Annotated in this window: 23 protein-coding genes; 4 read left to right on the top strand and 19 right to left on the bottom strand. The window is 69.3% G+C overall.

The features are described 5' to 3' along the window. The first annotated feature begins 237 nt into the window (after window positions 1-237). Window positions 238-1,860 carry an ABC-F family ATP-binding cassette domain-containing protein gene (locus ACGF7Y_RS25130; RefSeq protein ID WP_393237126.1) on the top strand — a complete coding sequence of 541 codons (1,623 nt, stop codon included), beginning with the start codon at window positions 238-240 and terminating at the stop codon, window positions 1,858-1,860. A gap of 115 nt (window positions 1,861-1,975) precedes the next feature. Here the strand turns inward: ACGF7Y_RS25130 and ACGF7Y_RS25125 are convergent, their stop codons facing one another. The 3 genes from ACGF7Y_RS25125 to ACGF7Y_RS25115 form a co-directional block, all read right to left on the bottom strand. After that, the gene (locus tag ACGF7Y_RS25125) at window positions 1,976-3,013 is read right to left on the bottom strand and encodes an alpha/beta fold hydrolase (protein WP_393237123.1); all 1,038 of its coding nucleotides are present in this window, start codon (window positions 3,011-3,013) and stop codon (window positions 1,976-1,978) included. A gap of 143 nt (window positions 3,014-3,156) precedes the next feature. Continuing rightward, complete coding sequence (locus tag ACGF7Y_RS25120) at window positions 3,157-5,868, bottom strand: ATP-binding protein (protein WP_393237120.1); 2,712 nt, start codon at window positions 5,866-5,868, stop codon at window positions 3,157-3,159. 145 nt (window positions 5,869-6,013) lie between these two features. Next, on the bottom strand, window positions 6,014-6,523 hold the full coding sequence (locus ACGF7Y_RS25115; protein WP_393237117.1) for a hypothetical protein: 510 nt from the start codon (window positions 6,521-6,523) through the stop codon (window positions 6,014-6,016). Between the two features lie 257 nt (window positions 6,524-6,780). Here ACGF7Y_RS25115 and ACGF7Y_RS25110 point away from each other — a divergent pair, with 257 nt between their 5' ends. Next, the gene (locus ACGF7Y_RS25110; protein WP_393237114.1) at window positions 6,781-7,347 is read left to right on the top strand and encodes an RNA polymerase sigma factor; all 567 of its coding nucleotides are present in this window, start codon (window positions 6,781-6,783) and stop codon (window positions 7,345-7,347) included. Then, window positions 7,340-7,702: a hypothetical protein gene (locus ACGF7Y_RS25105; RefSeq protein WP_393237111.1), complete on the top strand. Its 363-nt coding sequence runs from the start codon at window positions 7,340-7,342 to the stop codon at window positions 7,700-7,702. Before ACGF7Y_RS25110 ends, ACGF7Y_RS25105 begins: the two co-directional genes overlap by 8 nt. Window positions 7,703-7,919: 217 nt before the next feature. On the opposite strand, the gene ACGF7Y_RS25100 is transcribed toward ACGF7Y_RS25105, so the two are convergent. Continuing rightward, entirely contained in the window at window positions 7,920-8,198 is a 279-nt protein-coding gene (locus tag ACGF7Y_RS25100) for an ANTAR domain-containing protein (RefSeq protein ID WP_393237108.1), read from the bottom strand. A 323-nt stretch (window positions 8,199-8,521) separates the two neighbouring features. Continuing rightward, entirely contained in the window at window positions 8,522-9,523 is a 1,002-nt protein-coding gene (locus ACGF7Y_RS25095; protein WP_393237105.1) for an alpha/beta hydrolase, read from the bottom strand. A 326-nt stretch (window positions 9,524-9,849) separates the two neighbouring features. Between ACGF7Y_RS25095 and ACGF7Y_RS25090 the strand changes: the two genes are divergently transcribed. Beyond that, a complete protein-coding gene (locus ACGF7Y_RS25090; RefSeq protein ID WP_393237365.1) occupies window positions 9,850-10,263 on the top strand; it encodes an SDR family NAD(P)-dependent oxidoreductase in 414 nt (137 codons plus the stop codon). Window positions 10,264-10,279: 16 nt separating this feature from the next. On the opposite strand, the gene ACGF7Y_RS25085 is transcribed toward ACGF7Y_RS25090, so the two are convergent. From ACGF7Y_RS25085 to ACGF7Y_RS25020, 14 genes are all read right to left on the bottom strand, one after another. After that, window positions 10,280-11,140 (bottom strand): TIGR03619 family F420-dependent LLM class oxidoreductase, encoded by an 861-nt coding sequence (locus ACGF7Y_RS25085; RefSeq protein ID WP_393237103.1) that lies wholly within the window; start codon window positions 11,138-11,140, stop codon window positions 10,280-10,282. A gap of 316 nt (window positions 11,141-11,456) precedes the next feature. Continuing rightward, the gene (locus tag ACGF7Y_RS25080) at window positions 11,457-11,786 is read right to left on the bottom strand and encodes a hypothetical protein (protein ID WP_393237100.1); all 330 of its coding nucleotides are present in this window, start codon (window positions 11,784-11,786) and stop codon (window positions 11,457-11,459) included. A 485-nt stretch (window positions 11,787-12,271) separates the two neighbouring features. Further along, the gene (locus ACGF7Y_RS25075; RefSeq protein ID WP_393237098.1) at window positions 12,272-13,639 is read right to left on the bottom strand and encodes a tetratricopeptide repeat-containing protein; all 1,368 of its coding nucleotides are present in this window, start codon (window positions 13,637-13,639) and stop codon (window positions 12,272-12,274) included. Window positions 13,640-13,800: 161 nt separating this feature from the next. Then, window positions 13,801-15,117 carry a UDP-glucose dehydrogenase family protein gene (locus tag ACGF7Y_RS25070; protein ID WP_393237095.1) on the bottom strand — a complete coding sequence of 439 codons (1,317 nt, stop codon included), beginning with the start codon at window positions 15,115-15,117 and terminating at the stop codon, window positions 13,801-13,803. Beyond that, window positions 15,110-16,060 carry a glycosyltransferase family 9 protein gene (locus ACGF7Y_RS25065; RefSeq protein ID WP_393237092.1) on the bottom strand — a complete coding sequence of 317 codons (951 nt, stop codon included), beginning with the start codon at window positions 16,058-16,060 and terminating at the stop codon, window positions 15,110-15,112. Before ACGF7Y_RS25065 ends, ACGF7Y_RS25070 begins: the two co-directional genes overlap by 8 nt. Beyond that, on the bottom strand, window positions 16,051-16,740 hold the full coding sequence (locus ACGF7Y_RS25060; protein ID WP_393237088.1) for an SDR family oxidoreductase: 690 nt from the start codon (window positions 16,738-16,740) through the stop codon (window positions 16,051-16,053). Before ACGF7Y_RS25060 ends, ACGF7Y_RS25065 begins: the two co-directional genes overlap by 10 nt. A gap of 18 nt (window positions 16,741-16,758) precedes the next feature. After that, complete coding sequence (rfaE2, locus tag ACGF7Y_RS25055; RefSeq protein ID WP_393237085.1) at window positions 16,759-18,141, bottom strand: D-glycero-beta-D-manno-heptose 1-phosphate adenylyltransferase; 1,383 nt, start codon at window positions 18,139-18,141, stop codon at window positions 16,759-16,761. Continuing rightward, a complete protein-coding gene (locus tag ACGF7Y_RS25050) occupies window positions 18,138-18,701 on the bottom strand; it encodes an SIS domain-containing protein (RefSeq protein WP_062970204.1) in 564 nt (187 codons plus the stop codon). Before ACGF7Y_RS25050 ends, rfaE2 begins: the two co-directional genes overlap by 4 nt. Further along, the gene (locus ACGF7Y_RS25045) at window positions 18,698-19,741 is read right to left on the bottom strand and encodes a glycosyltransferase family 9 protein (protein ID WP_393237082.1); all 1,044 of its coding nucleotides are present in this window, start codon (window positions 19,739-19,741) and stop codon (window positions 18,698-18,700) included. Before ACGF7Y_RS25045 ends, ACGF7Y_RS25050 begins: the two co-directional genes overlap by 4 nt. Further along, on the bottom strand, window positions 19,738-21,237 hold the full coding sequence (locus tag ACGF7Y_RS25040) for an HAD-IIIA family hydrolase (protein WP_393237079.1): 1,500 nt from the start codon (window positions 21,235-21,237) through the stop codon (window positions 19,738-19,740). Before ACGF7Y_RS25040 ends, ACGF7Y_RS25045 begins: the two co-directional genes overlap by 4 nt. Continuing rightward, on the bottom strand, window positions 21,234-22,856 hold the full coding sequence (locus tag ACGF7Y_RS25035) for a carbamoyltransferase (RefSeq protein WP_393237076.1): 1,623 nt from the start codon (window positions 22,854-22,856) through the stop codon (window positions 21,234-21,236). Before ACGF7Y_RS25035 ends, ACGF7Y_RS25040 begins: the two co-directional genes overlap by 4 nt. A 103-nt stretch (window positions 22,857-22,959) precedes the next feature. Next, window positions 22,960-23,934 carry a UDP-glucuronic acid decarboxylase family protein gene (locus ACGF7Y_RS25030; RefSeq protein ID WP_393237074.1) on the bottom strand — a complete coding sequence of 325 codons (975 nt, stop codon included), beginning with the start codon at window positions 23,932-23,934 and terminating at the stop codon, window positions 22,960-22,962. A gap of 8 nt (window positions 23,935-23,942) precedes the next feature. Next, window positions 23,943-25,253 (bottom strand): glycosyltransferase, encoded by a 1,311-nt coding sequence (locus ACGF7Y_RS25025; protein WP_393237071.1) that lies wholly within the window; start codon window positions 25,251-25,253, stop codon window positions 23,943-23,945. A 31-nt stretch (window positions 25,254-25,284) separates the two neighbouring features. Beyond that, window positions 25,285-26,262 (bottom strand): glycosyltransferase, encoded by a 978-nt coding sequence (locus ACGF7Y_RS25020; RefSeq protein WP_393237069.1) that lies wholly within the window; start codon window positions 26,260-26,262, stop codon window positions 25,285-25,287. Window positions 26,263-26,331: the final 69 nt, after the last annotated feature.

Below are 26,331 nucleotides of genomic sequence, written 5' to 3'. Positions count from 1 at the left end.
GTATCGCGCGGACACCCTTGTGCGCACCCTCACCATGTCGTCGACAGGTCGTGGCATCGGCCTCGGCGCACGGTGCCCGTCGCCCCAGCCTTCGAAGATCTCATCGCGCGGTAATCGTCCGCGGGCCTGACGTCTCCGATAGTTCCACGGTGATCGTCGCTGCCCGCTGCCGCGTGCGCAGCCCGCAAGCGGGCTTCGAACGCAAAGCATCCCTCACGGGCACAAGGAGAACCACCCATGCCTACATCTACGCATTCGCCGATCACGCTGCACGATCTGTCGTTCGAATGGCCCGACGGCAGCGTCGCGCTAGCGCGGCTCAACGGCGTCTTCGGCGCCGGACGAACGGGACTGGTCGGCCGCAACGGCGCGGGCAAGTCCACCCTGCTGCGCCTGATCGCGGGGATCCTGACGCCCACCTCGGGCCACATCGAGGTCGCGGGCGAAGTCGGCTACCTACCCCAGACGCTGACCCTCGGCCACGGCGCCACCCTCGCCGAACTGCTCGGCATCGCGGGCACGCTCGCCGCATTACGCGCGATCGAATCCGGAGACACCGACGAAGGGCACTTCGAGGCGGTGGGCGACGACTGGGACATCGAAGCGCGCGCCGACGAGGCGCTGCACGAGATCGGTTTCACCGCAAGGGATCTCGACCGGCGTGTCGACGAGATCTCCGGCGGGCAAGCCGTGCTCGCGGCCGTCACCGGGCTGCGGATCCGCCGCACTCCGATCACGCTGCTCGATGAGCCGACGAACAATCTGGACCGGGCCACGCGCGCGCGACTGGGCGCGTTCGTCGACACTTGGCCGGGGACCCTCGTCGTGGTCAGCCACGACCTCGAACTGCTCGAACGCATGGACAGCACCGCCGAACTACACGCGGCGGCGATGGAGGTGTTCGGCGGCCCCTACAGTGCTTGGAAACAACATCTCGAACAGCGACAGTCCGCGGCCGTGCAGGCGGCCCGGACCGCAGAACAGGCACTGAAGACCGAAAAACGGCAGCGGATCGAAGCCGAGACCAAACTCGCGCGCCGCGAGCGCACCGCACGAGCGACGCAGCAGCACGGCGGCATCCCGCGCATCCTGGCCGGCAACCGCGCCAGTAGAGCACAGGCCTCGGCGGGCGCGATGCGCACCGGTCTCGACGCGAAAGTCCGCACCGCTCAGCGACTTCTCGATGACGCCGCGTCTCGCGTACGCCGCGAGGAACACATCCACCTCGACCTGCCCGACCCGGACGTGCCACGCGGCAGGCGCATCGCCGAACTACGCGACGGCGACCACACCCTCGTCATCCAGGGCCCCGAGCGGGTCGCGCTGGTAGGACCCAACGGCGCCGGGAAATCGACATTGATCGAGAACCTGCTTGGCATCGGGACTCACACGCCAGGGCACGTGACGGGCGCCCTGTTCACCGACCGCGTCGGCTACCTGCCGCAACGCCTGGACGGACTCGTCGAGGACGCCGGCGCGGTGGACAACGTGCACGCCGTCGCCACCACCACCCCACCGGCCGCCATCCGCAATCAGCTGGCCCGGCTGCTGCTGCGTGGCGACAGCGTGGACCGGCCGGTGTCGACTCTCTCGGGTGGTGAACGCTTCCGCGTCTCGCTGGCCCGGCTGCTGCTCGCCGACCCACCCGCCCAACTGCTGATTCTCGACGAGCCCACCAACAACCTCGACATCGCCAGCGTCGAGCAGCTCGTCGAGGCACTCGCCGGCTACCGGGGCGCGGTCCTCGTCGTCAGCCACGACCATCCGTTCCTGGCGCGAATCGGCGTCGACACCATCGTCGAACTCGGAACGGACGGCCGTCTGCGGCGGCACGGCACGCTCGAGGAACTCGGCCACTGACGAACCGGCGCGGCCACCATGCGCGATACGCGTTGCCCACCACCCATTGGGCGCAGCGGCATGGTGGCTGGGGCATGCCGGCGAGCGATCGACTGCCTCTGCGCCAAGTCGCTGGTCACAGGTGGGCGGCGTCGATGATCGCCTGGGCGAACGGGTGCGGCGCTTCCTGCGGGACGTTGTGGCCGATGCCGTCGAGGACTCGGTGCTGGTATTTGCCGACGAACTTGTCCCGGTAGGGTTTTCCGTCTCTGGCCGCTCCGTCGAAGTCGCTGGCGATGGTGATGGCGGGTACCGAGATGGTGGCTCCGGTGAGGCGTTGTTCGTAGGCGTCGTATTGCGATTCGCCGGGTGCGAGGCTCAGCCGCCAGCGGTAGTTGTGGATGACGATGTCGACATGGTCGGGATTGTCGAAGGAGGCGGCGCTGCGGTCGTAGGTGGCGTCGTCGAAGTTCCAGCGCGGTGAGGCGCGCCGCCAGATCAGTTTGTTGAATTCGTGCCGGTTGCGGCTGTAGCCGAGGCGGCCGCGTTCGGTGGCGAAGTAGTACTGGTACCACCAGCCGAGTTCGGCTTCCGGCGCGAGGGGCTGTTGCTGGGCCGCCAGTTGGGTGACCAGGTATCCGCTCACCGAGACGATCGCCGCGCAGCGTTGTGGCCATAACGCTGCGATGACGTCGACGGTCCGCGCGCCCCAGTCGTATCCGCCGAGGATGGCCGTGTCGAGGTGCAGGGCGTCCATGAAGTCGACGATGTCGCGCGCGATGGCGGTCTGTTGGCCGTTGCGGACGGTCCGGTCGGAGAGGAAGGTGGTGGGGCCGTATCCGCGCAGGAACGGGACGATCACCCGGTAGCCGGCCGCGGCGAGCAGCGGCCCGACGTCGGCGTAGCTGTACGGGTCGTAGGGCCAGCCGTGCAGCAGCACTACGGGTTGCCCTGTGCTGGAGCCGAATTCGGCGTACGCCACGCCGAGGACGCCGGCCTCGATCCGCTTGATCGGACCGAGTGTGGTGTTGGCTCCCGATCCCGCACGCAGGTCCGGCGTGGTGGCCGGGGGAGCGGCGGGGTCGGGGGAGCAGGCGCCCAGCGAGGTGGCGGCCAGGCCCGCGGCGCCCGCCACGAGTGCTCCACCGAATAGTCGTCGTCTGCTGATGGTCATCGGAACTCCTGCGTGGGTGTCGTCTGCGGGCGGGCGGCTGGGTGCGAGCCCTGGCCGGCCACGCCCATGACGCTAGGCATCGCGCGGGTGCTGCCGCGACCGTCGGATGACGTACACGCTGTCCGTCATCCGGCGCGGAGGGGTTATGCGGTGGTGTCGTCTCCGGCGGGTAGGAGTCCGGCGAGATCGGTTCGTGAGCTGACGCCGAGTTTGGGGAAGATCCGGTGCAGGTGGGTGCTGACGGTGCGATGCGACAGGTACAGCCGCTGCCCGATCTCGCGGTTGGTCAGGCCCTGAGCCGCCAAGCGCGCGATGCTCAGCTCGTGCGGGGTGAGCTGCTCGCGGGCGTCCGGGCTCCGGTTGGGGCTCGATTCGCCGGCGCCGCGCAGTTCGAGGCGCGCTCGTTCGCTCCAGGCGGCGAACCCGAGAGCGTCGAAAGCCTCCCTGGCCGTGCGCAAATGGGTCCGGGATTCGACGACCCGGCGTTGCCGCCGCAGCCATTCACCGTAGGAAAGGTGCAGTCGCGCGCGTTCGGCGGGCCAGCCGCTCAGGTCCGCGGCCAGCGCACCGGTGAAAAGCTCTTCGGCGGTTTCCGTCGCGAGCAGGGCCTGTGCGTAGCGCAATCCGATGTGCAGGGCGGGTGCGGGTGTGGACGCAGCCGCGGGTTCCAGTTCGCGCAGCAGCTCCCGCAGGGCGTCGGCCTGCCCGGCCCGGATAGCGGCATCGGTGAGTTCGGCGAGAAAATACGCGCGCAGGGCCGGCGAGTGGGACGGATCACCGGGGTCGTGCATCCGGCGGAGATCGGCGAAGGCGTCGTCGAATCGTCCCTCACCGAGGGCTGCGATCCCGCGAGCGAGCTGGACGGTGGCCAGTACCGGCCGTGCGCCGGAGGCGAGGCCGATCCGTTCGGCGTCCGCGCCGAGGGCGGCGGCGTGCGGATAATCCCCATGCAGTGCGGCGATCTCGGCTTGCACGGCCACGGCCAGTCCGTGCATGAAGGGTTGCCCGGTCTCGCGGGCGAAGGTCGCGGCTTCGGCCGCGACGGGCGCCGCGGCGGCGAGGTCGCCGAGCCGGGTCAGGCTCCAGGCCCGCACCGTGAGCGCGCGCGGCAGCAGTCCCAGCTTGCCCGCGGCGCGCAGGCCGGGCGCGGCCGCGGTGGAGAAGTGGACGGCGAGGTCGAAGGCGCCCACTTGGAGGGCCGCGCTGCCCAGGAAACGATCGGTCTCGGGGTCGCGGCCGATGCCGGAGGCCAATGCGCGCAGGTGGTGGTGAACGCGTTCGCCGCGTTCGAAGGGGGCCACATACGCGGCGACGGCGACCAGGCGCGGGTCGTCGTCGGGTATGGGAAGTTCGTCGGCGACGACGAGGAGCGCGCGACGGGTGGCCGGGCCGGGTTCGGACCAGAAGCACCGCATGGCCGCACCCCACAGAATCCGCATCGCCGCGTCGGCGTGGCCCTCCGCGGCGACGGCGGCTGCCAGCGCCGCCAATTCGGCGATGCGGGAGGGATCTTCGCGTACTCCGTCGTCGAATCCGCTGAGCAACCAGGCTGCGGTGGCGTCGTGGCGGGGTGCCAGGGGGAGTGCGCGCGCGGCGTGGACGAGTCGTTCGGCGGTGGCGCGGCGGCCGGAGTCGACGGCGAGTTCGGCCGCGCGCAGCAGGCGGTCCGCTTGCCGGTCCGGGTGGTCGGTCAGGGCGGCAGCCCGCTCCAGCGCCGCGATCGCGCCTGCGCGGTGGCGGGCCCGTTCGGCGAGGTCTTCGAGTTCGAGGGCCACCTGTTCGTCCGGACCCATCGTGGCCGCGGCGCGCTGCCAGACGCGCCGGTCCGGCCGTTCGATTATCGCGGCGAGCGCGTGGTGCGCGCGCCGGCGTTCGTCGGCCGTGGCCGTGGCGGCGAGGGCCGATCGCATCAGGGGGTGCCGGAAGGCCATCGTGTCGGTGCCGACTTCGATCAGCCGGGCCTCGACCGCGGGCGTGAGGATTGCGGGCTCGGCCGTGGATCCGAGCAGAACGCTTGTGGCGGTGAGCGTTTCCGCGAGGGAGTCGCTGTCGTTGAGCGCGGCGACGAGTAACGCGGATCGGGTCGGCGCGGGCAGTGTGGCGCTGCGTGCGGTGAAGGCGCGCTCGAGCCGTTCGGTCAGCGGCAGGGCCGGGAGGAATTCCTCGAGGCCGTCGGCCACGGTGGGCAGCTCGGTGAGCGCGAGGGGGTTGCCGTGGGCCGCGGCCAGCAACCGCCGGCGGGTCGGCGCGGACAGTTCGGGTGCGGCGTGGTCCAGGAGGGCCGACGCGTGATCGTCGGGCAACGGCTCGAGTCGCATAAGAGTCAGTTCCGCGTCGGCGAGCGGTGAGTGGTAGCCGTCGCGGAGTGTGGCGATCAGGGCGATCGGTTCGGTGTCGATACGGCGGGCGACGAAGGCGAGGACCTCGACGCCGGCGGCATCGAGCCAGTGCACGTCTTCGGCGACGATCAGCAGCGGCCGCTCGACGGCCGCGTCGGCCAGCAGCGTCAGCGCGGCGAGCCCGACCAGGTAGGTGCTCGGCTCCGCATCGGAGCCCGACAGGCCCAATGCGGTGGTCAGCGCCTCGTATTGACGTGGGGGCAAGGCGTCGAACCCGTGGCGCAGCGGGTACAGCAGGCGGTGCAGTCCGGCGTAGGCGTAGTTCTGTTCGGCTTCGACGCCCGCGGTCCGCAGCACCCGCAGCCCCGCGATGGCCGCGGCGGCGACGGTCTCGTCCACGAGCGCCGACTTTCCGATGCCGGCCTCCCCGCGGAGGAGGATACCGCTGCGTTCTGCGGGACCGTCGACGAGCGCGCGCAGGTCCTTCAGCTCGGTGTCTCGGCCGAACAGCGGCATGACGCGGCACTCCTTCTCCGGGTCGCCCGCCGGATGCGGGCCCTGCCGAGACCTTACCCACGCGGGTGAACCCGAGCCGGTGGAGCGGATGGTGCCTCGTGGTGGCCGGGATGACTCGCCTGCGCTGGTCGATCACTCCGGACAGCTACGGTGCCGTCCGTAGCCAATCGGTGAGCGCTGTGAAGTCCGTATCGAGCAGACCCAGAACGCCGTCGACACGATGCAGCAGGGCGCGGCCGTGGTGGTTGCCGCAGACCCAGGCCGAATCCTGCTCCCTGATCTCGTCATCGATCCAGATGAACGAGCGTCCGGCGGCCGAGGTGACCACAGCTCTGGTCTTCCAGTGCAACTCGTCGTCGAAATAGTCGCCGCTGGGATAGTCGGGCAACGCCACCACCGGCAGCTGCGGCAGGCCGAGGATCGGCGCGAGCACGCGGTTGGCGTCCTCACCCCAGCCGGTGGCCCACCTCAGTTCACAGTCCAGTGCCAGCAGTCGGTCGCCGAGGCTTCGGGTCAGCCCGGACAGGAGCGGATTCGATGGCTGCTGCCATGCCGACCAGTCCACCTCGCTCACCGAGGGAGCGGCGGTGCCGTAGGGGAGCAATGGCCCATCGACGTCCAAGAACAACAACGGTCGAGTCGAACCACCGGCCACGGCGACAATTCTGCGTACCGAAGCGGCGTGAGGGCAATCAGGCTGGGGCAACTCCCGGCAGTTGCTCGAACCCGCCGCATCGGCTGTGCTGGCATTCGAGGTGAATCCTTTGGTGATGTCCGGCCCTCTCATACGTGTGCCGGCAACCAGGTCGGCGCGAATCGAGGAGGTTGTCGTGATCATTGCCGCCATCGCAGTGGCGACCGTGCTGGTGGGCTGGTGCAGCGTTGCCGTGCTCCGCCGCTGGAGCCGCTCGCGTGACTGACCACACCTGGCCTGACGAGCGTTTGATCGCCGCGGCGCGCGAAGGCGACGCCGCGGCGATCGCCGCACTGGTATCCGGCTCGTACCCGCATGTGCGCCGGTTCGCTCACACACTGTGCGCCTCCGCCGAAGACGCGGAGGACGCCGCACAAGAAGCGCTGATCATCCTCTATCGCAAGATCGGGACGTTGCGGGCCTCCGGTGCGCTGGCGTCGTGGATGTTCCGCATCGTCCGCAACGAGTGCGTACGGCAGTGGCGCGCGGTGACAAGGCAATTCGAGCCGATGCCCGATTCCTTCGTGGCGTCGGCCGAGGACGAGGCCGTACAGCGACTCGAAGCCGCCCGAGTGGCGACGGTGATCGCCGCGCTGCCCGCCGACCAGCGGCGGGTGCTGATCATGCGGGACGTTCAGGGGTACAGCGGCCGGATGGTCGCGGGCATGCTCGGCCTGAGTGTCGCGGCGATGAAGTCACGGCTGCACCGTGCCCGGGCAACGGTGCAGCACCAGCTGCGGACTACACCGCACCCAACTCCGGAAAGGAGCGGACAGAATGACTGATGAGCAGAACTTCGCCAGCGCCTCGGTGCCCCGGCACCTGATACGCGGCGTCGTGGGATTCGGCGCGCTGATCGGCGCGATCGCGTTGCTGCCGGTATTCGGGATGTTCGGCTTGCTGCTGGCACCGGTGGGTCTGCTCGCACTGCGTGGGTGCCCGACCTGCTGGGCGATCGGACTGATGCAAACCATCTCGCGGGGCCGGCTGCAACGTTCGTGCGTCGACGGTCGGTGTCGCCTGACCGGTGCCGAGCACCTCCGGTCCGGACACGGCACCCGGGCGCCTGATCATGTGGTGACAGCAGTCGGCGGCAATATGCGACGAGCGTCACACTCGAAAGATGGCGCCGTCATGTAACGCTGGGCGCTGCTGTGACGAATAACAGCCGGGTACAGATGTTTTGGTCACCACTGGGGGTGGCCGGTACCCGCTGTCGGATACGCGCGCTGCCGCCGGACCAAGCACTTTCCCCCTGCCCGGCGGCAGCGCCCGCTGGCGCGAGTCGTCACATCCCGCTCGCCGAGCCGGGCGGGTCTTCGGCGGCTACCGACCTCCGACGGGCCGTTGGCGGTTGTCAGTGGTGCGGCTGGTGGGTAGTGGCTCTGAACAGCACGCGATCCAAGGATTCTCGTAGCGCTTCCAAGTCTCGAGGTGCGCCGATCTCGGGGAGTTCCTCGACCACCGCGGCTGCGATGTCGCGGAGTTTGATGTTGGTGTCCTGGGAGGCGGTTCGCAGGATCGCGAAGGCGTGGTCGGCGTCGACGCTGTAGACCAGCATCACCGCACCCTTCGCCTGCTCGATCACCTGTCGCGCGGCGGCGACCGCTGCCTCATCGACACCGTTAGGCGGCATGTTTCCCACTCCCGGCATCTACCCCGTCTTCCGGCATCGAAACGGCTCCGGTGCGCCGGTGAATCGGGTAGCGCACCCCACCCTCTCGATGCTCCGGCAGCGGTGGCACCTGAGCGCCTCTTCGAGCCCCGCTATAGCGCGAAGGCGGTCCTCGCGCCCCGGCTCGTCGCGCCGACATCCCCGCGGCGGTCGCAGGTCAGGGTTGTTCGTGCACAGTCAGCAGCAGGTGATCGAAACGGGTGCGGGCGCGGGTGTCGGCGCCACCGCAGGCGGTGCTGCTTTCCGGACTGTTGTCCCGCTGCGCGACCCGATGACCGCCGCCTTCAGTGCGCGCCGAGCGTATCGAGGATCATCGGACGCGCCGTCGCGAGTGCTTGCTGCCAGTAGGGCCAGGTGTGCGTTCCATCGAGGATGTCGATGCGGGCGGTGATGCCGAGTTCCGCGAGCCGATCGCGGAACATCTGGGCGGAAGTGATCGTCATCGTCTCGAGCCCCATCGCGTTGACGGTGTTCCCGAATCCGAACGGCACATCGAGCGGCCCGGGCAGGCCGTTGCCGCTCGAGACGTAGATCGGCAGTCCGCGCAGCAATTCCGCCTGTTCGGTGGCATCGTTGCGGCTCCAGGCGGGGTCCCCGGCCGGACCCCACATGTCATCGACGTTGAAGTTGCCCTCATCCCACATGGCGGCACGCATCGCTTCGTTCCAGAGCGGGAATGTCGGGTGCAGGAATCCGGAGAAGGATCCGGCGAACTTGAACTGATTGCGGTGGAAGGCGGCCAGCGTCAGCGCGGCGTTGCCGCCCATGGAGGCGCCGACGATGGCGTTGTTGGTGCGCGACACGCCGTATCCCTGCAAATAGGCAGGCAGTTCCTTGGTGAGGAAGGTTTCCCATTTGTACGTCGCCGCTTGACCGTTGGTGCTACTGGATCGGTACCAGTCGGTGTAGAAGCTCGAGTGGCCACCGACCGGGAACACCACTGTGACATTGTCGTCCGCGAACTGGCGCAGGGCGTCGGTATCGGTCGTCCACTGACTGTGATCGGCCGGGGCACGCAGGCCGTCGAGCACATAGAGCGCCGCGTTCCCGCCGCGGGCCGCCCACTGGACCTGGACTTTGATCGGCCCCATGCTGGATGGCACGGATAGCTCCGTGTATCCGCCCACCGGTGCGCGCGCTATCGGTGCGTGGATCGGCGCGGCTGTCGCCACGGTCGCCCCGAGCGACGACATGAGCACGGCTGTCGCCATGACAGCGCCGGTCTTTCTCAACCGACCACGAACAACCCGCTGCTTCCCAGATCGCGCTGCCGAACCCACCCGCATCCCTCCTCTTTCTTCCGGTTCGATGACCGAAGAATTCCGATTCGTTCGTCGTCGAGAGCATGTCGTTCCCTCCGCGTTCGCGGCCCACCGTGCTCGGGATCGGGAGATCATCCTAGGTCGCGCAGCGGCGGCTCCGGAGCGCCGAACTTGTCAGGTCTGGGAAAACCGGTCCTGACGACTTGTCCGGGTGACGCGGGCGGCCTGCCGGCTCCGGGCCGCTGCGGACCAGGTCGACGGATGCGGATCGCCGGCCGGGAACCATCGCTGAACGTGCACTTGCCAGATGGTAGCCGGAATGTCCGCTTTGCGGCCCGCCTGCGGCACCGATCAGGTATGCGGCGTGTCACCGGTCGATCGACGCGGGCAGCGGTGTGCTCGTCAAACTCGGCTCCTGGGTGGCCCGTCTCGGGATCCCCGTCGGTGCGCTCTACAGCTCGACGAAAGGCGCGTTGGAAACGCTGACCCGCGCGTGGGCAGCGGAATTCGCCGCATCGGGCGTGCGGGTCAACGCCATCTCACCGGGTGTCATCCGCGACCCCGACTCCGCTCTCGACTCCCCGGCGGAGGTGCTCATGCGCGGTACGCCGGCCGGACGTGCCGGCCGTCCCGATGCTATCGCCGCCGCGGCCGTTTACCTGGCCTCCGACGACGCGGCCTTCGTGCACGGAATCGTCCTCGACGTCGATGGCGGACGCACCGCCGTCGCTGTTTCCGCGGGCGAGCTCCCCGTCGCCGGGTGAAAGTGTGCCGTACGAACTAACCTCTCGTGAGATCGAATCGTTCGGCGAATTCCGACATTCGGTCGTGCTGTTCATCGGCCGTCCCCGGGGCCAGGTTGACGACGACCCGCGTCACTCCTCGATCTTCGAGCTGCCGGACCTGTTCGACCGACAGATCGGCCGAGCCCCAGCGGGTGTACTCGAGAGCGGCCGGGTCACGGCCCGCTTCGGCGGCCGCCTTGCGTGCCAGTTCGATTTGCAGATCACGCTCGGCGTCGTCGAGCATGCCACCCGCGAAGTAGCCGTCGCCCCGTCGACCGGCGCGGCGCGCGGCAGCTCGGCTGGATCCGCCCACATGGATCGGAAGCTCGGTCGTCCCCAGTGGTTTGGGGTAGCTGCAGAGCTTGTCGAAGGCATAGAACTCACCGTGATAGTCGACGCCCTCGGGGCCGCCCGACCACAGCAGCCGCAGCACGTCGATCGCCTCGTCGGCGCGGCGACCGCGGGTGTGGAAGTCCACCCCCATCGCCCGCGCCTCGCCCGGCAGGGCGCCGAGTCCGACGGTGAGCAGCCGCATGCGTCCCGCCGACAAGACGTCGATGGTGGCCAAGCGTTTGGCCAGCACCACCGGATGGCGGTAGGGCAGCAACAGGACACCGGTGCCGAGCAGCAGCCGTCGCGTGGCCGCGGCGACGAAGCTCAGACAATCCAGCGGATCGAAGTAGGGCGATTCCGGCGGCAGTTCTCCGGCCCCGTAGGACGCACCGGGATACAGCGCGATGTGATCCTGTAGATACAGCGCCTCGAATCCATACTTCTCGGCATGCTGGGCAAACGTGACGAGCCGGTCGGGATCGGTTCCGTTGAACGGCGTGCTGTAACTGATCGCGAATTTCACAGACAATCCTTTGCGCGCGCGTCGGCGCGGATCTATCGGTAGAGACCTTCGGACGGAGAGCGGCGCGGTCGCATGCGGTCGCATCCTCGTACCGGCGACCTCCGCACCACACCAGCGTTGCAACGGTAAACCTTGCCGTCGGCGTCAAGGCAAGTCCTGGCGCGTCGGCGCCAACGCGCAGACCGAGCCGTAGCGAAGCCCGCCGCTCGAACGATCCCGGGGCCGCAATGGGCGGAGCCTCGGGCTGGAACCGCTGGTTCCCTCGTCGGTGCCGAAGGTGATGCCTATCCGCGGTACGCGCTCTCCCCGCCGCTTGTCAGCTGGCGCGGCCGCCTTTCGCGGTCATGCGCAGACCCCAGATCTCCAAGGTCACCGCGACGCCCAGGTATTGCAGGTAGGCGGCGATCACCAGCCATGCGCCGTAGTCGTGCAACCATCCCCGTAACGGCAGGAGCGCCACGAGGCCGAGGAAGATCATCAAGGCGCCCAGGACCAGCGCCGGAATTCTCAGCGGCGCGAGTTGCTCGTCGAAACCGCGGGTGGACCGCACCGGGTCCGCGGTGGTGCCGCGGCTCGATCGGACGGCAGGGAGACTGCCGGTACCGGCCCTATCGAAGGGGCTGGGCATGGACGCTGGAATGGCCATAACGTTCTCCGGGCCGACGCTTCGATCGACCGAGGTAGCGATTCGATATGGGATAGGACGCGAACCTCGATCGGCGTTGTCGGCGACCGAGGCTGCGCGGGGCGGTACTGCTGCCGCTCCGCGACGTTCATGAGGCTAACTAGCAGTTACCGATAGTGTGGCGGTAATGCCAGAAGGAGAAAAGCCCTGTCTCGTCTCACGACCAGGAGGGTTCGCGCGTTATCGAACCGTGACCTGGCCTCGAAATGAGGGCGTGAGCGCGGGGAAGCTCGGCCCAGGCGCGCGGCCTGCTGGTTGTCCGGCAGCGCTCGAACGCCGATGAGGGTTACCGAACCGATATCTGGCCCGGCGGAGGAACTCGCCGGATCGGGACGGATGCCGGACGGGGTGGGAGCGAACGGCGACAGGTCTGGACCAGGACTCACCCCGATCAGGCGGTCCTGGGTGACGCGGAGACCGCGGGCGTCCCGGTATGTTCCTCTGTGTCACGTCGTGGCCGAGCGATATGACGCGACCAGCGCGCGGACGGCCGCGTCGATGTCGGTCGGCAATGGAGTGGAGTTCAGGATGTCCTGCAGGGGTGCCGCGGCCGCCGCGCCGGCCGATGTCCGGTGTGGTTCCTCGAATCTACGGAACCCCTCGCGCGAGGCTGCCAAAGCTTCCTCGGTCCGGCCGGTGAATGCCAAGGCGTCTGCCAGGTCGAACCATTTCCAAGCGTCCTTATCGCCCTCCGAGCGGGCGCTGTACCGTGCGAGGGGCTCCAGCTCCTCGAATTCGGCGAGTGCGTGATGGCTCCGGGCTTCGTCGCTTCCGGCGAGCTGCAGGTCGACTCGAGCGAGGTTCATCAAGGGATAGGTATTCCGATTGTCGATCCTGCCTGCTTCCGCGTAGGCATCCCGAGCCTGCCGGAGCATCACCTGGTCATACCGTCCGGTGCTGTCGTAGTGGTTGCGCGCCTTCCGGCGGTAGATGCCTCCGAGGATCGAATGGGCTTCCGCGTCTTCGCGGTTCAAGGCGACAGCCTGACGGACGGAATCGACCGCGGTATCGAGCGCCCCGTTCCGACTCTGCGCGACACCTAGTTCCCGCCAGGCCGAGGCGAATGATGGCTCGAGGCGCGCCGCCTCTTTCATGTACCGGATGGCGTCGTTGTATTCGCTTGCCGCGATGGCCGATTCGCCCAGTAAGAAATGCGCCTGGACATTGGCTGGATTGACCTCGACTGCATGGCGCAACAGCTGAATTCGTTTGTCGTGCTCGGCATTGAGCGCGGCCGCGACCAAGTCGTCACCGCGCTGTTGGGCCAGCCGCGCGTTCTCGGCGCGAAGCTCCTCCACTTCGTGGCGCTCGAGAGTGATCAACTCGGTGTTCTGACGCACCAGGCTGTCCACGTACCCCGGCTGCCGAAGTCCTTTCACGATCATGTCGGCGACCCTCGTGGCGGCAGTCTCCAGTTTTTCGGGATCGTTGCCGTACTCGACGGCTTTGCTGGGGCTGACATTGAACGCGAGATCGTCGTGCAGACTTTGGCAGGTCAGCACGGTCACGCAGTCTTTGACCGCCCAGCGAACTCCCAATTCGAGATAGACATTGGCGTTGAGGCCGGTGAGGTCTGCGATGTACACGGGTGCGCGCATCGCTGCGCCGAACATCGATTGGTGGATGTTGCCGGCTCGATCCTCATCCACCTCGATCCGTAACCGGTACTCGACACCGGTTTGTGCGCTCACCTCACGAGCGATCCGCTCGTACAGATGTTTCTTGATCTGGGCGACGTCCTTCCAGCGGGCGTTCTCCCCGCGGATGGTGCCCGGCATCGCCACGAAAATGACATTGTCGTTCGCGTCCGTCATGCCGCCCCCGACCGCATCAACCCGTCCTCCATCAGTGTTGGCCTACAGCGTAACCATCGGCGCGTACTCGCGCGGCCGATGCGTTCACGGCCGAAGTCCCGCAGCAGGGGTGCTGGAGCTGTGGCCGTCCGGGTCGGGGGAGCGGCGTGCCGACGCACCGTTCAGATCCGTCCGCCTCGAAGAGACACGCCGGTGCCGAGCAAGGTGAAGCCGGTGCCGCTCAGCAGGTGCTCGTCGAGCAGGTTGCGGGTGTCCACGACGACGGGCCGGTCGACGACGGTCGCGAATTTCGCCCAGTCGAGCGAACGGAACTCGGGCCACTCGGTGAGGATTACGAGCGCACCGGCGTCCTTGGCCACCAGGTACGGGTCGTCCACCACCCGAACGCCGTCGAGGCCGGGGGTGCCCGCCGGGACACACGGATCGTAGGCGGTGACCGTGGCGGCGTGCCTCGTGAGCTGTCGTGCGACCGCGAGGGCGGGCGAGTCGCGCAGGTCTCCCGTCCCGGCTTTGAACGCGAGACCGAGCACGCCGATCCGCGTCCCCGACAGCGAGCCGTCGACCGTGCCGGTGACCGCGCGGCGGATCTTGCGCAGCACCATCGCCTGCTGACGGTCGTTGGCGCGCAGGGCATCACGGATCACGGCGAAGTCCACCCCGGAGGCCTCCGCGGCCCGCAGCAGCGCGCGCGTGTCCTTGGGCAGGCACGATCCGCCCCAACCGGGGCCCGGCGCGAGAAAGGTCGGCCCGATCCGGTCGTCCATTCCCATCGCGTCGGTGACCTGCGTGATATCGGCGCCGACCCGTTCGCACAGTTCGGCCAAGGTGTTCACGAACGAGAGCTTGACCGCGAGGAAGGCGTTGCTGGCGTACTTGGCCAGTTCCGCGCTGGCCGGGTCCGATCGCAGTACCGGCGCGCCCGTTGCGGCGTACAGTGCCGCGACGCGGTCGGCTGCCTCCCGGTCGTCGTCGGCCGCACCGACGAGGACGCGGTCGGGGCGCAGGAAGTCTTCGACCGCGTGGCCCTCCCGGAGGAATTCGGGGTTGCTGACGACCGGCGTGCCCGCGAGACCGGGCCGGGCGGGGATCCGCGCGGCCGTCCCCACCGGGACGGTGGACTTGGTGACCAGCACGCAATCCGGCGACAGGACGGTGGACAACGTCTCGAGCGCCTCCTCGATCACACCCAGGTCGGCCGTTCCGCTGGTGCCCATCGGCGTGGGCAGGCACAGCAGAACGACTTCGCATCGGTGCAACTCGCCGGGGTTCGGCGTGAAGACGAGCCGGTTCTCCGAAAGCCCTTCCCGAACCAGTTCCGGCAAGCCCGGCTCGGCGATCGAGACGGTGCCCGCGCGAAGTTCCGCGATTTTGGCCCGGTCGTTGTCGACACAGACGACATGGTGTCCCCAGTGGGCGAGACAGGCGGCACTGGTGAGCCCCACGTAACCGGCACCAACCACTCCGACGCGACTACCCATGGCGCACCTTCTCGCCGAGCAGCCCGGCCGCGGCGGTGAGCACATGCTCGGGTCGCAGCATGAGCAGCCCGGGATCCGGATGGTCGGAATGCGGATCGCCCACGGCCCCGGCCCACAGCGGCACATGGTGTTTCGCGGTGGCGGGCGGTCCCCAGCGATGCGGCGGCGTGGGGCCGAACAGCAGCACCGACGGGGTGCCGAAGGCGGTGGCGAGATGCCCTACGCCGGTGTCGCCGCACACGACCAGTGCCGCGCCGGCCACCAGCGCGGCGAGTTGGGCCAGGCCGGTGCGTCCCGCGTACACCGCCGAGGGCGGTAGTCCGGCTTGTTCGGCGACGGCGTTCGCCAAGGGGATCTCGCCGCGCGTACCGGTGATCACCACGCGGTGGCCGTCGGCGCCGAGTTCCCGCGCCACTCGGGCGAAGCGTTCGGACGGCCAGCGACGTGCGGGATAGGCCGCGCCGGGATGCAGCACGACCACGTTCGACTCGGGGGCGGGCTCCGGTGGCACGGGCAGCAGCAGGGCGGTGGGATCGGCGTCGATGCGTCCGAATCGCAACAGCCGGCACCAGCGATCCACCTCGTGCATGTCGTCGTGCCACTCGGGGCCGGGCAGATCGGGGAAATCGGGATGGTGGTGGCTCAGCACAGTGCCGGGACGTGCCGCCAGGAGGTCCCGGACGCTTTCCGGCCCACTGCCGTGCAGATTCACCGCCAGCTTGGGCGGCGCGCCGTGCCATCGAAGCGCACCCAGTCCCGCGGTCGGCAGCAGTTCGTCCACCGCGTCGATGAGACCGACCAGATCGCGGAGCGCTTCCGGCGCGGCCAGTACCACCCGGTCGTCCGGGTAGGCGTTTCTCAGCCCGCGCAGGGCGGGCACGATGGTCAGGAGGTCACCGAGCCCGAGTGCGCGGAGCACGAGAATGGGGTGGCTCAGGGCCACGATCCCTCTTCCGATGCGCACACGACCATCTCTCTGACCTCGCAGCCCGGCGGCTGCCGCAGCGCGAAGATCACCGCGTCGGCGACGTCCCGGGGCCGGTTGAGTTTCGCCTCGGGCGGCGGCTTGTACTGCTCGTCGCGGTCGTCGAAGAACGCGGTGTGCATTCCGCCCGGGATCAGCAAGCTCACCCCGACGCTGCCGGCTGTTTCGGCGGCGAGCGCCCGGGTGAAGCCGACGACACCGAATTTCGAGGCGCAATAGGCGGTCGCGTCACCGACGGCCTTGATTCCCAGGGTGGAGGCGCAGGTCACCACCGTGCCCCGGCTCTCACGCAGCGACGGAAGGGCGGCGCGGATGACAGCGGCTGTGCCGAGCAGATTGACCTGGACCACGTACTCCCACTTCTTCGTGGGCACCTTGTCCAGGGGACCGCACGCGTCGATTCCCGCGGCGGTGAACACGCCGTCGATCCGGCCACCGGCGCGTTCGACGAGTTCGCGCACGGCTTGTTCGGCGGCGAACGTGTCGGCGAGATCGGCACACACGAAGTCGACGGGCGTCTCCGGCTCCACCCGGTCGATCACATAGGGGCGGCCCCCGTTTTCGCGGACAGCGGCGGTGACCGCCGCGCCGAGCCCGGAAGCGCCACCGGTGATCAAGACATTGCCGAGGGTTCGCATCGCGCTCCTTACGTCGTGTCAGCCGCGGGCCTGGGTCGCGGCGACCAGTTGTGTTGTCGAGTAACCGCGAACAGTCGGAATCAGCGCGATCTCGCCGCCGTAACCGCGGACCACCGCGGCTTCGGGGAGGTCGACGCCGGTGTAGTCGCCGCCCTTGACCCACACATCGGGGCGGAGGCGGTCCAGCAGTGCGCTCGGTGCGGATTCGTCGAACACGACGACGGCGTCCACCGAGGACAGGGCGACGAGCAGCCGGGCACGATCGCGCGCGGGGACGATCGGGCGGTGCGGACCTTTCAGACGCCGCACCGACGCATCGGAGTTGAGGCAGACCACCAGCGCGTCGCCCATGGCCCGAGCCCGGCGCAGCAGGCTCACATGGCCGGGGTGCAGCAGGTCGAAACAGCCGCCGGTGGCAACGAGCCTGCCGCCTGCCGCCCGTACTCTCGCCGCCACCTCGAACGCCGACCCGTCCGTTTCCGTGGTGTCCGACTCCGCGGCAGCGGCGCTGTCGCAGATGGACAACGTGGCCGCGCCGCCCGCCGCGACGAACCTGGCCGCCGCGTCCACGGCGTGCGACACCGCCTCGGCCACCGTGGACCCGTGGCACAGTGCGGCGGTCGCCGCCGAGGCGAATCGGTCGCCGGCGCCGCAAGTGTCGGTACCGGCGTGCCCGGCGATCCGTATCTCGGCGGGCACCGGCACCACGGTGAGACGCTTCCCGTTGGCCAGCACCGCCCCGGCCGAACCGGTGGTGACCGCAACCGAATCCGCGGCCCACTGGTCACGGAGTACTTTCGCCAATTCGTCGGCTTCGACATATCCCGGTGCGAACTGGCGCGCCTCCTTCAGATTCGGCGTAACCAGCGAGGCACCCGGCGTCGGGGCCGGGCCTCGGGGGTGCGGATCCCACACCACCGGTACCGACCGGGCCAGTTCGGTCAGCACGTGCCGGATCTGCGGATGCGCGGCGACGCCTCGGCCGTAGTCGGCGACGAGGATCGCGCCGGCCGCCCGCAGGGTCCCGGTGACCGAAGCGGTGAGCCGGCCGCCATCCGCCGTCCCGTCACCGGTGTCCAGCCGAAGCAGGGACTGACCGGCGGCGCGGATGCGGGTCTTGCGTACCGTCTCGCCCCGCAGCGGCATCGTGACGACTCGAACGTCCCGGCCCAGCAGCCGCGCGAGGGTGTGGCCGTCCCGGTCGTCGGTGGTCGCGGTGATGAGGGAGACGTCCGCGACCGCCTGCGCGGCCAGCGCGGCGGCCAGACCGGCCCCGCCGGGACGTACCCACCGGCGTTCGACGTCCACCACGGGCACCGGCGCTTCGGGGGACAACCGGTCGGCGACGCCCTCGATGTCGACGTCGAGGATACTGTCGCCGACCACGACCAACGGCTTCAAGTCGGTACCCCCAGCGCGTCGTCGAGTGCCGAGCACAGGGCATGCACCAAGACCAGATGCACTTCCTGCACGGTGGCAGTGGTGGCCGCCTCCACGGCCACGGCGTCATCGCACAGTGCCGCAAGCGGATTGGGCGCGGGGCCGGTCATGGCCCACGTGGTGACGCCGATGTCGTGCGCCGCCTTCGCCGCGGCCACCACGTTGGGGCTGGTGCCACTCGTGGACAGCAGGATGAGCACGTCGTCGGGCCTGCCGTGCGCGCGAACCTGCCGCGCGAACAGTTCGATTCCGCCGTAGTCGTTCACGATCGCGGTACCCGCCGAGGTGTCGGCGTGCAGGGCGATCGCCGAGAACGGGCGCCGCTCGTTGCGGAAGCGGCCGACCAGTTCCCCGGTCAGGTGCTGGGCTTCGGCCGCGCTGCCACCGTTTCCGCACGCGAGCAACCGGCCACCGTTGTCGAGCACGGTCGCCAGTTCCCGTCCCCACCTGCGGATATTCGGCGCGAAGCGACTGGTGCGCTCCAGTGCCGTGGCCAAAGCCGCGAAATGCTCCTCGATCACCGCGCACCTCCTGTCCGCAGACGCTCACACCTGCCCGCACCGAGTTCTTCCGCCACCGTGACGACCTGCTCCGGGGTGATCGAATCGAGGCACGGATGCCCTGGCACCGGGCACTCGCGCGCCCTGCTGCCGCGGCAGGGGGCGCGTTGGTCACCGAGCATGGCCACCGGCACGCCGTAGGGAGCCCACCGCTCGGCGGGCACGACCGGCGCGAAGAGCGAGACCACGGGCGTCCCGACGGCCGCGGCGAGGTGCGCGGGCCCGGTATTGGGTGCCACCACCACGCTCGCGTCGCGCAGCACGGCGGCGAGTTCGGGCAGCGTGGTGGCTCCGCCGAGGTCGATGGCGTGCCCACCGGCGACCGCGTGGGTCAGCGGTCGGTCGGATCGGTCGCCGGTCACGATCACCCGGTGTCCGGCGCCGGTCAGCGCGGCGACGATGGCCGCGGAACGGGAGGACGACGGCTGCCGCGCCGGGACGGACGCGGCCGGATGGACCACCACGTACCCCGGTTCGCCGGTGAGACCACCGACCTTCGGCAACGGTTGCCGGACGGCGAGTTTCCCGTCGTCGCCGGGCGGCAGCCGGAAACCCGCCGCCTGCGCGAGCGACAGCGCGCGTTCGGCTTCGGGCGGATCGCCGTGGACGCGATGACGCAGGTCCAGCAGCGAACCGGGGTAGTCCTCGGAGATGGCGCCGATCCAGGGGACTCCGGCCATCCTGAGCAGGAGCGCCAGCGGCAGTGGGGACTGGTGGAAAGAGGTGAGAATCAACGCCAGATCCACCTCGAGGGCGCGTATCCGCTCGATGAACGCGGTGGTGTCCGCCGAGGTGACCGGGGGCGGCTCCGGGTCGATCCAGGGAGCGCACCAGTTCGAGACCTGATGCCCACCGGGCAAGAGGTCACCGGCGGCGCGGCCGCGAGGTCCGGTCAGCAGCGTCACCGAATCGACGTGCGCCGCCACCGCGCGCACGCACGGACCGGCCAGCAGCACATCGCCGAAGTTGTCCATGCGTGCCACCAGCGCCCGGCCTGTCATGGCGCGCCCGCCATCGCCAGCCGTACGGCTTCGGCCAAATCTTGCGCCACGGTCGCGTCGCGACGCGCGCGATGCACCTCTTCGGGCCGAGTTCTCGCGGTGGGCACCAGGATCGCGCGTGCGCCCGCGCTCATCGCGGCGGTCACATCCGCGCCGGTGTCGCCGATGACCACGCACCTGCCGACGTCGACGCCGAGGTCCGCGGCGGCCTGCCGAATCAAGCCGGGCTCGGGTTTGCGGCACGCGCAGTCGTCGTCCTCGCCGTGCACGCACACCTGCCAGGTCGCGAACGGTCCGAGCAACTCCTCGACCCGGGAGTTGACCGCGGCGAGCTGTTCGGGACTGATCAGCCCTCGCGCGACACCGGACTGGTTGCTCACGACGCCGAGCTGGACGCCGGCGGCGCGCAGCTTCCGCAGTGCGTCGACCGCCCCCGGCACCGGTTGCACTCGGCCGGGATCGGCGAGGTAGGGGATATCGATGATGAGGGTGTCGTCCCGGTCGAACAACAACGCCAAGGGCGAGGTGTGGGTCGCGTTCCGGTGGCGCAGCTCACCGCGCAGTCGGTGCCAGCACGCGGCCGGTGGTATGAGCGCGCTGGTCACCGTCATCCGGCCGATCTCCGCCGGTGTGCGTGGCCCCGGCGCGATCCGGCGCGCGGCGAACGCACCGGTCAGCGCCGTCCATGCCGCCGCGAGCAGGATCGCGGACCGGTGACGGCCCGCGATGCCGAGCGCCATGGCCGCCGCGCCCGCTGCCGTGGTGAGCGCGTGGCGGGGCAGGAGTCCCTGGTCTTCGCCGATGCGCCGGCGCCATCGAGCGCCGTACTTCCGCCGCAGCAAGGCGTTGTCGGCGTTTCCGCGTTGCGCTCGCACACTCGCCATGGGCCCCGATTCGCGGACCGGGTGGCGCGTGAGCCGGTTTCCGGACGCGATGGCGTACCCCGCCAGGCAGACCCGAAGCGCGAGGTCGGCGTCCTCGCGAAAGGCCATCGGGAACCGCTCGTCGAAGCCGCCGACCGCGACCAGCGCGGACCTGCGGTAGGCCATGTCCGCGGTGATCCACCGCGCCGTGGCCAGCCGTGCCGTCGCGCGTTCCGCGTCGGTCGGTCGCCGGTGCTTCGGCAGCGGAACCTCGATGCGGGCCGTGGACGCCGCGGTGTGCTGGTCCAGATCGCGCAGGTCGTCGGCCAGGCGGGCGGGCCAATCCGGCGCGGTGATCACGTCGTCGTCGAGGAAGGCGATCCACGTGCCCGCGGCGTGCCGCCACCCCGCGTTCCGCGCTGCGGCGGGTCCGCGGCCACCCGACCGGATGACCCGCGCCGGAGGCGCTGTCTCGGGCAGCGTCAGCTCCCCGCCCTGTGGCCGATCGTCCACCACGATGATTTCCCGTGGCTTCGGACCCGACGCGGCGGCGAGCGACTCGAGCAGCAGGCGGAGGCTTTCCCGGCCGGTAGTCGGGATCACGATGCTGTAGTCCACGGTGTGGGCGTTCATGGGCGGCGGACCACGAACGAGCCGAGGGCGAGCAGATCGATCGGGGCGGAACCGAAGCACTCGAGGGCGTCGCGTGGCGAGTCGACCATCGGCCTGCCCGCGGTGTTCAAGCTCGTATTGATCACCACCGGCAACCCCGTGCGCTTGTCGAACTCCGACAGCATCCGCGCCAGAATCGGGTTGTCCGCGGGATCGACGGTCTGCACCCGGGCGGTGCCGTCCACATGCGTCACGGCCGGGATCCGTTCCCGCCATGCCGGATCCACGTCGTGGACGAAAAGCATGTAGGGGCTCGGCAACGGTCCGCGTCCGAAGATCTCGGAGGCTCGGTCGGTGAGCACCATCGGTGCGAGCGGCCGGAACTGTTCGCGCCCCTTCACCTCGTTGAGGCGTTCGAGATTCGCCGACCGGCCGGGATGCGCCAGCAGTGAGCGGTGCCCGAGGGCGCGCGGACCGAATTCGGCGCGGCCCTGGAACCAGGCCACCACGTGGTCGTCCGCGAGTGCTTGCGCCACTTCGGCCGCGATGTCCTCGGCTCTGGTGTATTTGACCTTCGCCGTACGGAGAATGGCCTCCAGTTCCTGGTCGGTCCACTCGCGGCCGAGCGCGGCCCCCCGCATCGGGGTGGCTCGCTCACCGAACTCGGCCGCCAATTGCAGTGCGGCGCCCAGCGCGGTGCCCGCGTCACCGGCTGCCGGCTGCACCCAGATCCGTTGGTAGGGGCCGTCGGCGTGCAGCCGGCTGTTGGCCACGCAGTTCAGCGCGATGCCACCGGCCAGCGTGAGGTTCTGCTGTCCGGTCTGGCGATGCAGCCAGGAGCTGAGTTCCAGCAACACGTCCTCGAGTCGCCGCTGGACACTCGCGGCGAGGTCGGCATGGTCCCGGCCGAGCGCACCGCCGGTCACGGCGGGAGCGAATTCCTCCCAGTACACCTGTTCGGTGTGGAAACCGCCGTCCCGGACGGAATACAGCAGTTCGCGGAATCGGTCGAGGAAGCGGGGCGTGCCGTAGGAGGCGAGAGCCATCACCTTGTATTCGTCGCTCGACCGGGTGAATCCGAGATGCTCGGTGAGCTCCTCGTACATCAACCCGAGTGAGTGCGGCAGCCGCTGTGACGCCAATTCGACGAATTTGCCGTCCCGATATTCTCCGGCGAGATAGGAATGGCTTTCGCCGCGCCCGTCGGCCACCAGGACCGCGGAGTCGCCGAAAGGGGCCGCGAGAGCCGCGGACGCGGCATGAGCCAGATGATGTCGTACGAAGCGCACGATCGAGGGATCCAGGCCGGGCAAGGCGGCGGCGAGGAATGCGGGCGCGCGGAACGCGTAGTCCGTCCGGATCGGTTCGCTGTTCTGATCGAGACCGCCGAGCGAATGATCGACCAGATTCGGGTCATAGGAATAGCCCACCGCGTCGAGCTGATCAGGACGTAATCCCGCGCGTTCCAGGCACCATGCGGCCGCTTGCCCGGGCACCTCCCACGCCGAGAACGGCACCGGCCGCTTGCCGTGTTTGCGCCGGGTGAACCGCTCTTCCTCGGCCGCCGCGACGATTTCTCCGTCGACGATCAGGGCGGCAGCGGGGTCGTGGAATACCGCGTTGATTCCGAGAATGCGCACGGGCCGCCTTTCTGTTGGAGACGCGGGACCTGTCGGTCTGCCCGCTGACATATGGGTGGCGCTACCCGCTGAAGTCACCACTAAACCGATTCATGCACGACTGCTATCGCCGTAGCAACTTCTCAGCAGACTCGCTCGCGCGCCCCGCGAACCAGTCGATCGTGCGGCGCAGTCCCTCCGCTCTGCCGACCGACGGCTCCCAGCCCAGTGCCCGACGGGCCAGCGTGATGTCCGGGCAGCGCCGCTTCGGATCATCGATCGCGCCCTCGACATAGGTCACCACCGACCGGCTGCCGGTTACCGATCGGATCTCGTCGGCGAGGCGGCGCACGGAGATCTCGTGCGGATTGCCGATGTTGACCGGTCCCGGGTGGTCGGTGGCCGCCAGCGCCAGCAGGCCGCGCACCGTGTCGTCGACGTAGCACAGGGAGCGGGTCTGCTCGCCGGTTCCGGCGATGGTGAGCGGTGCGTCCGACAACGCCTGTGCGATGAATGTGGGCACCATCCGGCCGTCGTCGGTACGCATGCGGGGGCCATAGGTGTTGAAGATTCGGGCGATTCCGGTATCGAGCCCCCGTTCCCGGCGGTGTGCCATGGTCAACGCTTCGGCGTACCGCTTCGCCTCGTCGTAGACGCTGCGCGGACCGACCGGATTGACGTGTCCCCAGTATTGCTCGGGCTGCGGGTGCACAGCCGGGTCGCCGTAGACCTCGCTCGTCGACGCGAGGACGAATCGCGCGTCGTTTCGCTCGGTCAGGTCGAGGGCGTTGGCAGTGCCGAGCGATCCGGCGCGGAGTGTCTCGATCGGCAGCCGCAGGTAGTCCGGAGGCGAGGCGGCCGACGCGAGGTGGAAGACGACGTCGAAGAAGCCCAGCGCCGGCCACCGCTCGGTGACGTCGTGCTGGATGAGGTCGAACTCGGGGCGGTCCAGCAGCCGGGCGACATTGTCCACCGCGGAGGTGGCGAAGTTGTCCAGCGCGACCACGGCCGTGCCCGCGTCCAGCAACTGTTCGCACAGGTGCGATCCGACGAATCCGCAACCGCCGGTGACCAAGGCGCGTTCGTATTGTGCGGACATGGTCTCGCCTACCCGTGGCCGTTCGCGGGAATGCTGTGATCTATCGCGGATGACCCGGTGGCAAGCCCGTCGCTGTGCCCGGCGCGGCCGACCGCGCGACCGTCGGAGGGCCCGCTTTCGTTCTGCGCCTGTACGGTCGCGGCGGCCACCCGCCGGTACGCGTGCAGGGTCTCGGTGGCGATCCGGTCCCACGAGTAGCGCGCTTCGACGCGTTCGCGCCCGGCGCGACCGTAGCTCTGCCTGATCGCAGGCGTGGCGAGAAGTTCGCGGACCGCCTCGGCCAGCTCGGCCGGTGCCTGGGGTGGGACCAGCCTGCCGGTCACCCCGTCTACGACGGTGTCGATGAGACCTCCGACCGCGGTCGCGACCACGGGAACCCCGCAAGCCATCGCTTCCAGCGGTGTGATGCCGAAGGGTTCGTACCACGGCGTGCACACGACCACATCCGCCGACCGCAGTAGCGGAGCCATCCGAGTCCGCGGCACCTGGCCCAGCAGATGGAGCCGGTCGCGCACACCGAGTTCCGCCGCCAGTGCGAGCAGCCGCCTGCCTTCGGGGTCATCGGCCACGTCGCCGTCGTCCGGGCCGCCCACCAAGATCAACTGGGTGTCGGGCAAGCTGGTGAGCGCGGTGATCGCGGTGTCGAAACCTTTGCGCGGCACCAATCTGCCGACACTGACCATCCGGTGCCCGGCCGACCGCGGTGCGCGCGGTCCGTCGGGCGTGAACTGGGCGAGATCGACGCCGCACGGAATCACCGAGGTGCGCGACCGCGGCACACCCATCCTGGCCAATTCGAAGATCTCGTCGGTGCAGGTGGCGATGATCCGGTCGGTCTGTGCGGCGATCAATCGTTCGAGGCGCACCCGGTCGGCCGGGCTGGTGTCGTTCGCCCCCTGGTGGCGGCGTTTCACCACCCCCAGGGCGTGAAAGGTCTGCACCACCGGCAGGGCGGCGGGGCGAGCGGCCCGGAGGGCGGCCAGGCCGGACATCCAGAAGTGCGCGTGCACCACGTCTGGGCGCTGATGCTGCCAGTGCGCTCGCAGAAATGCGCCGAAATCGCCCATGTGCGGCAGCAATTCGTCCTTCGGCAGGGGATGGGCGGGCCCGGCCGGGACGCGGATCACGCGATAGCCCTGTTCGGTGGTCACAGTGTGCGGTGCCTGCGCCTCCTCCCGGCGCGTGTAGACGGTGACCTCGTGCCCCTGTCTGCACAGGGCCGCGGACAGTTCCGCCACATGAACGTTCTGTCCGCCGGCATCGACCCCGCCCAGCGCGGCGAGTGGGCTGGCGTGCTCGGACACCATCGCGATCTTCATGATTCCGCCTTCTGTCTCCGGGACACTGCCTTCATCGGGTGACCTCGGCGAGGAGGGAATCCCACCGGCGCAGGAAGACCTCGAGGCCGTAATGTTCCAGCGCGAACTGCCGTCCCGACTTGCCCGCGAGCACCGCCAGGTCGGGTTCGTGGAGGAATTCGTGGAACTTCGCGGTGAGCGCCGCGACGTCGGAAGAGAGGGCACCGGCTTCCGGCGGCACGGCGCCGACGGCCTCGGTGGTGGCGAGGGCGACCACCGGCATGGCCAGGTGCATGGCCTCCAGGAGCGACAATCCGAGGGAGGTCCACCGCGCGGTGTGCAGATACACCCTCCTGCGCGCCATTTCCGGATGCAATGCCGACTGCCGGAGGTCGCCGATGCCGCGAATCGGGTGGGCGGTGGGTCGGTCGGTGGTGAAGGCGTCCGCTCCGATGCCGTACACATCGACCGGTCCCGCCATCGCGAAGTCGGGCAGCAGATCGCTTCCGGTGATCCTTCCGCGCCGCATCGGTTCGTTGATCAGGGCCACGCCGTGCGGCAGTTCGCCGGTGTACAGCGCGCCGGGGTCCACGATGCCGTGCGGCACAACCCGGGTGGGCGCGCGTCCGCTGTCCCACATCAAGTTGTTGAAATGGGTGACGTGCACGATCGGGATGTCGGTGCGATCCGCCAGCGGATGCCTGGTGGTGGCCGCGCTGGGACGTGGTGTGTTGTGCTCGACGTAGACCGCCGGAATGTCGGCGCCGGGACGACGCCCGAGCCATCGCTCGGTGAGGTCGATTTCCTCCGGGCGCTGGAGAACGACCACGTCCGGCTCGGTGTCGCGCAACGCCGTCGCGGGCACATCCTCTGCGGAGGGCCAGTCGCGGCCGCATCGTCCGCGCCCCCACGGGCCACCGCCGTCCACCACCGGCACCAGGTATCGGTGCGGCCCTCGGACGAACGACGTCGTCCATGAGCCGTGCACGTGCCACAGCAGCACGGTCAGCCGTTCGGTGATTGCGGCCATGCCGGTAGCTCTTGCCGGTAATTCCCGCGACCAAACCAGGTTTCCGCACCTGTTAGCAATCTGTCAGCT

It is taken from the genome of Nocardia sp. NPDC047654, assembly GCF_043205035.1.
Taxonomy (GTDB): Bacteria; Actinomycetota; Actinomycetes; order Mycobacteriales; family Mycobacteriaceae; genus Nocardia.
This window is presented reverse-complemented; position numbering and strand designations above follow the sequence as displayed.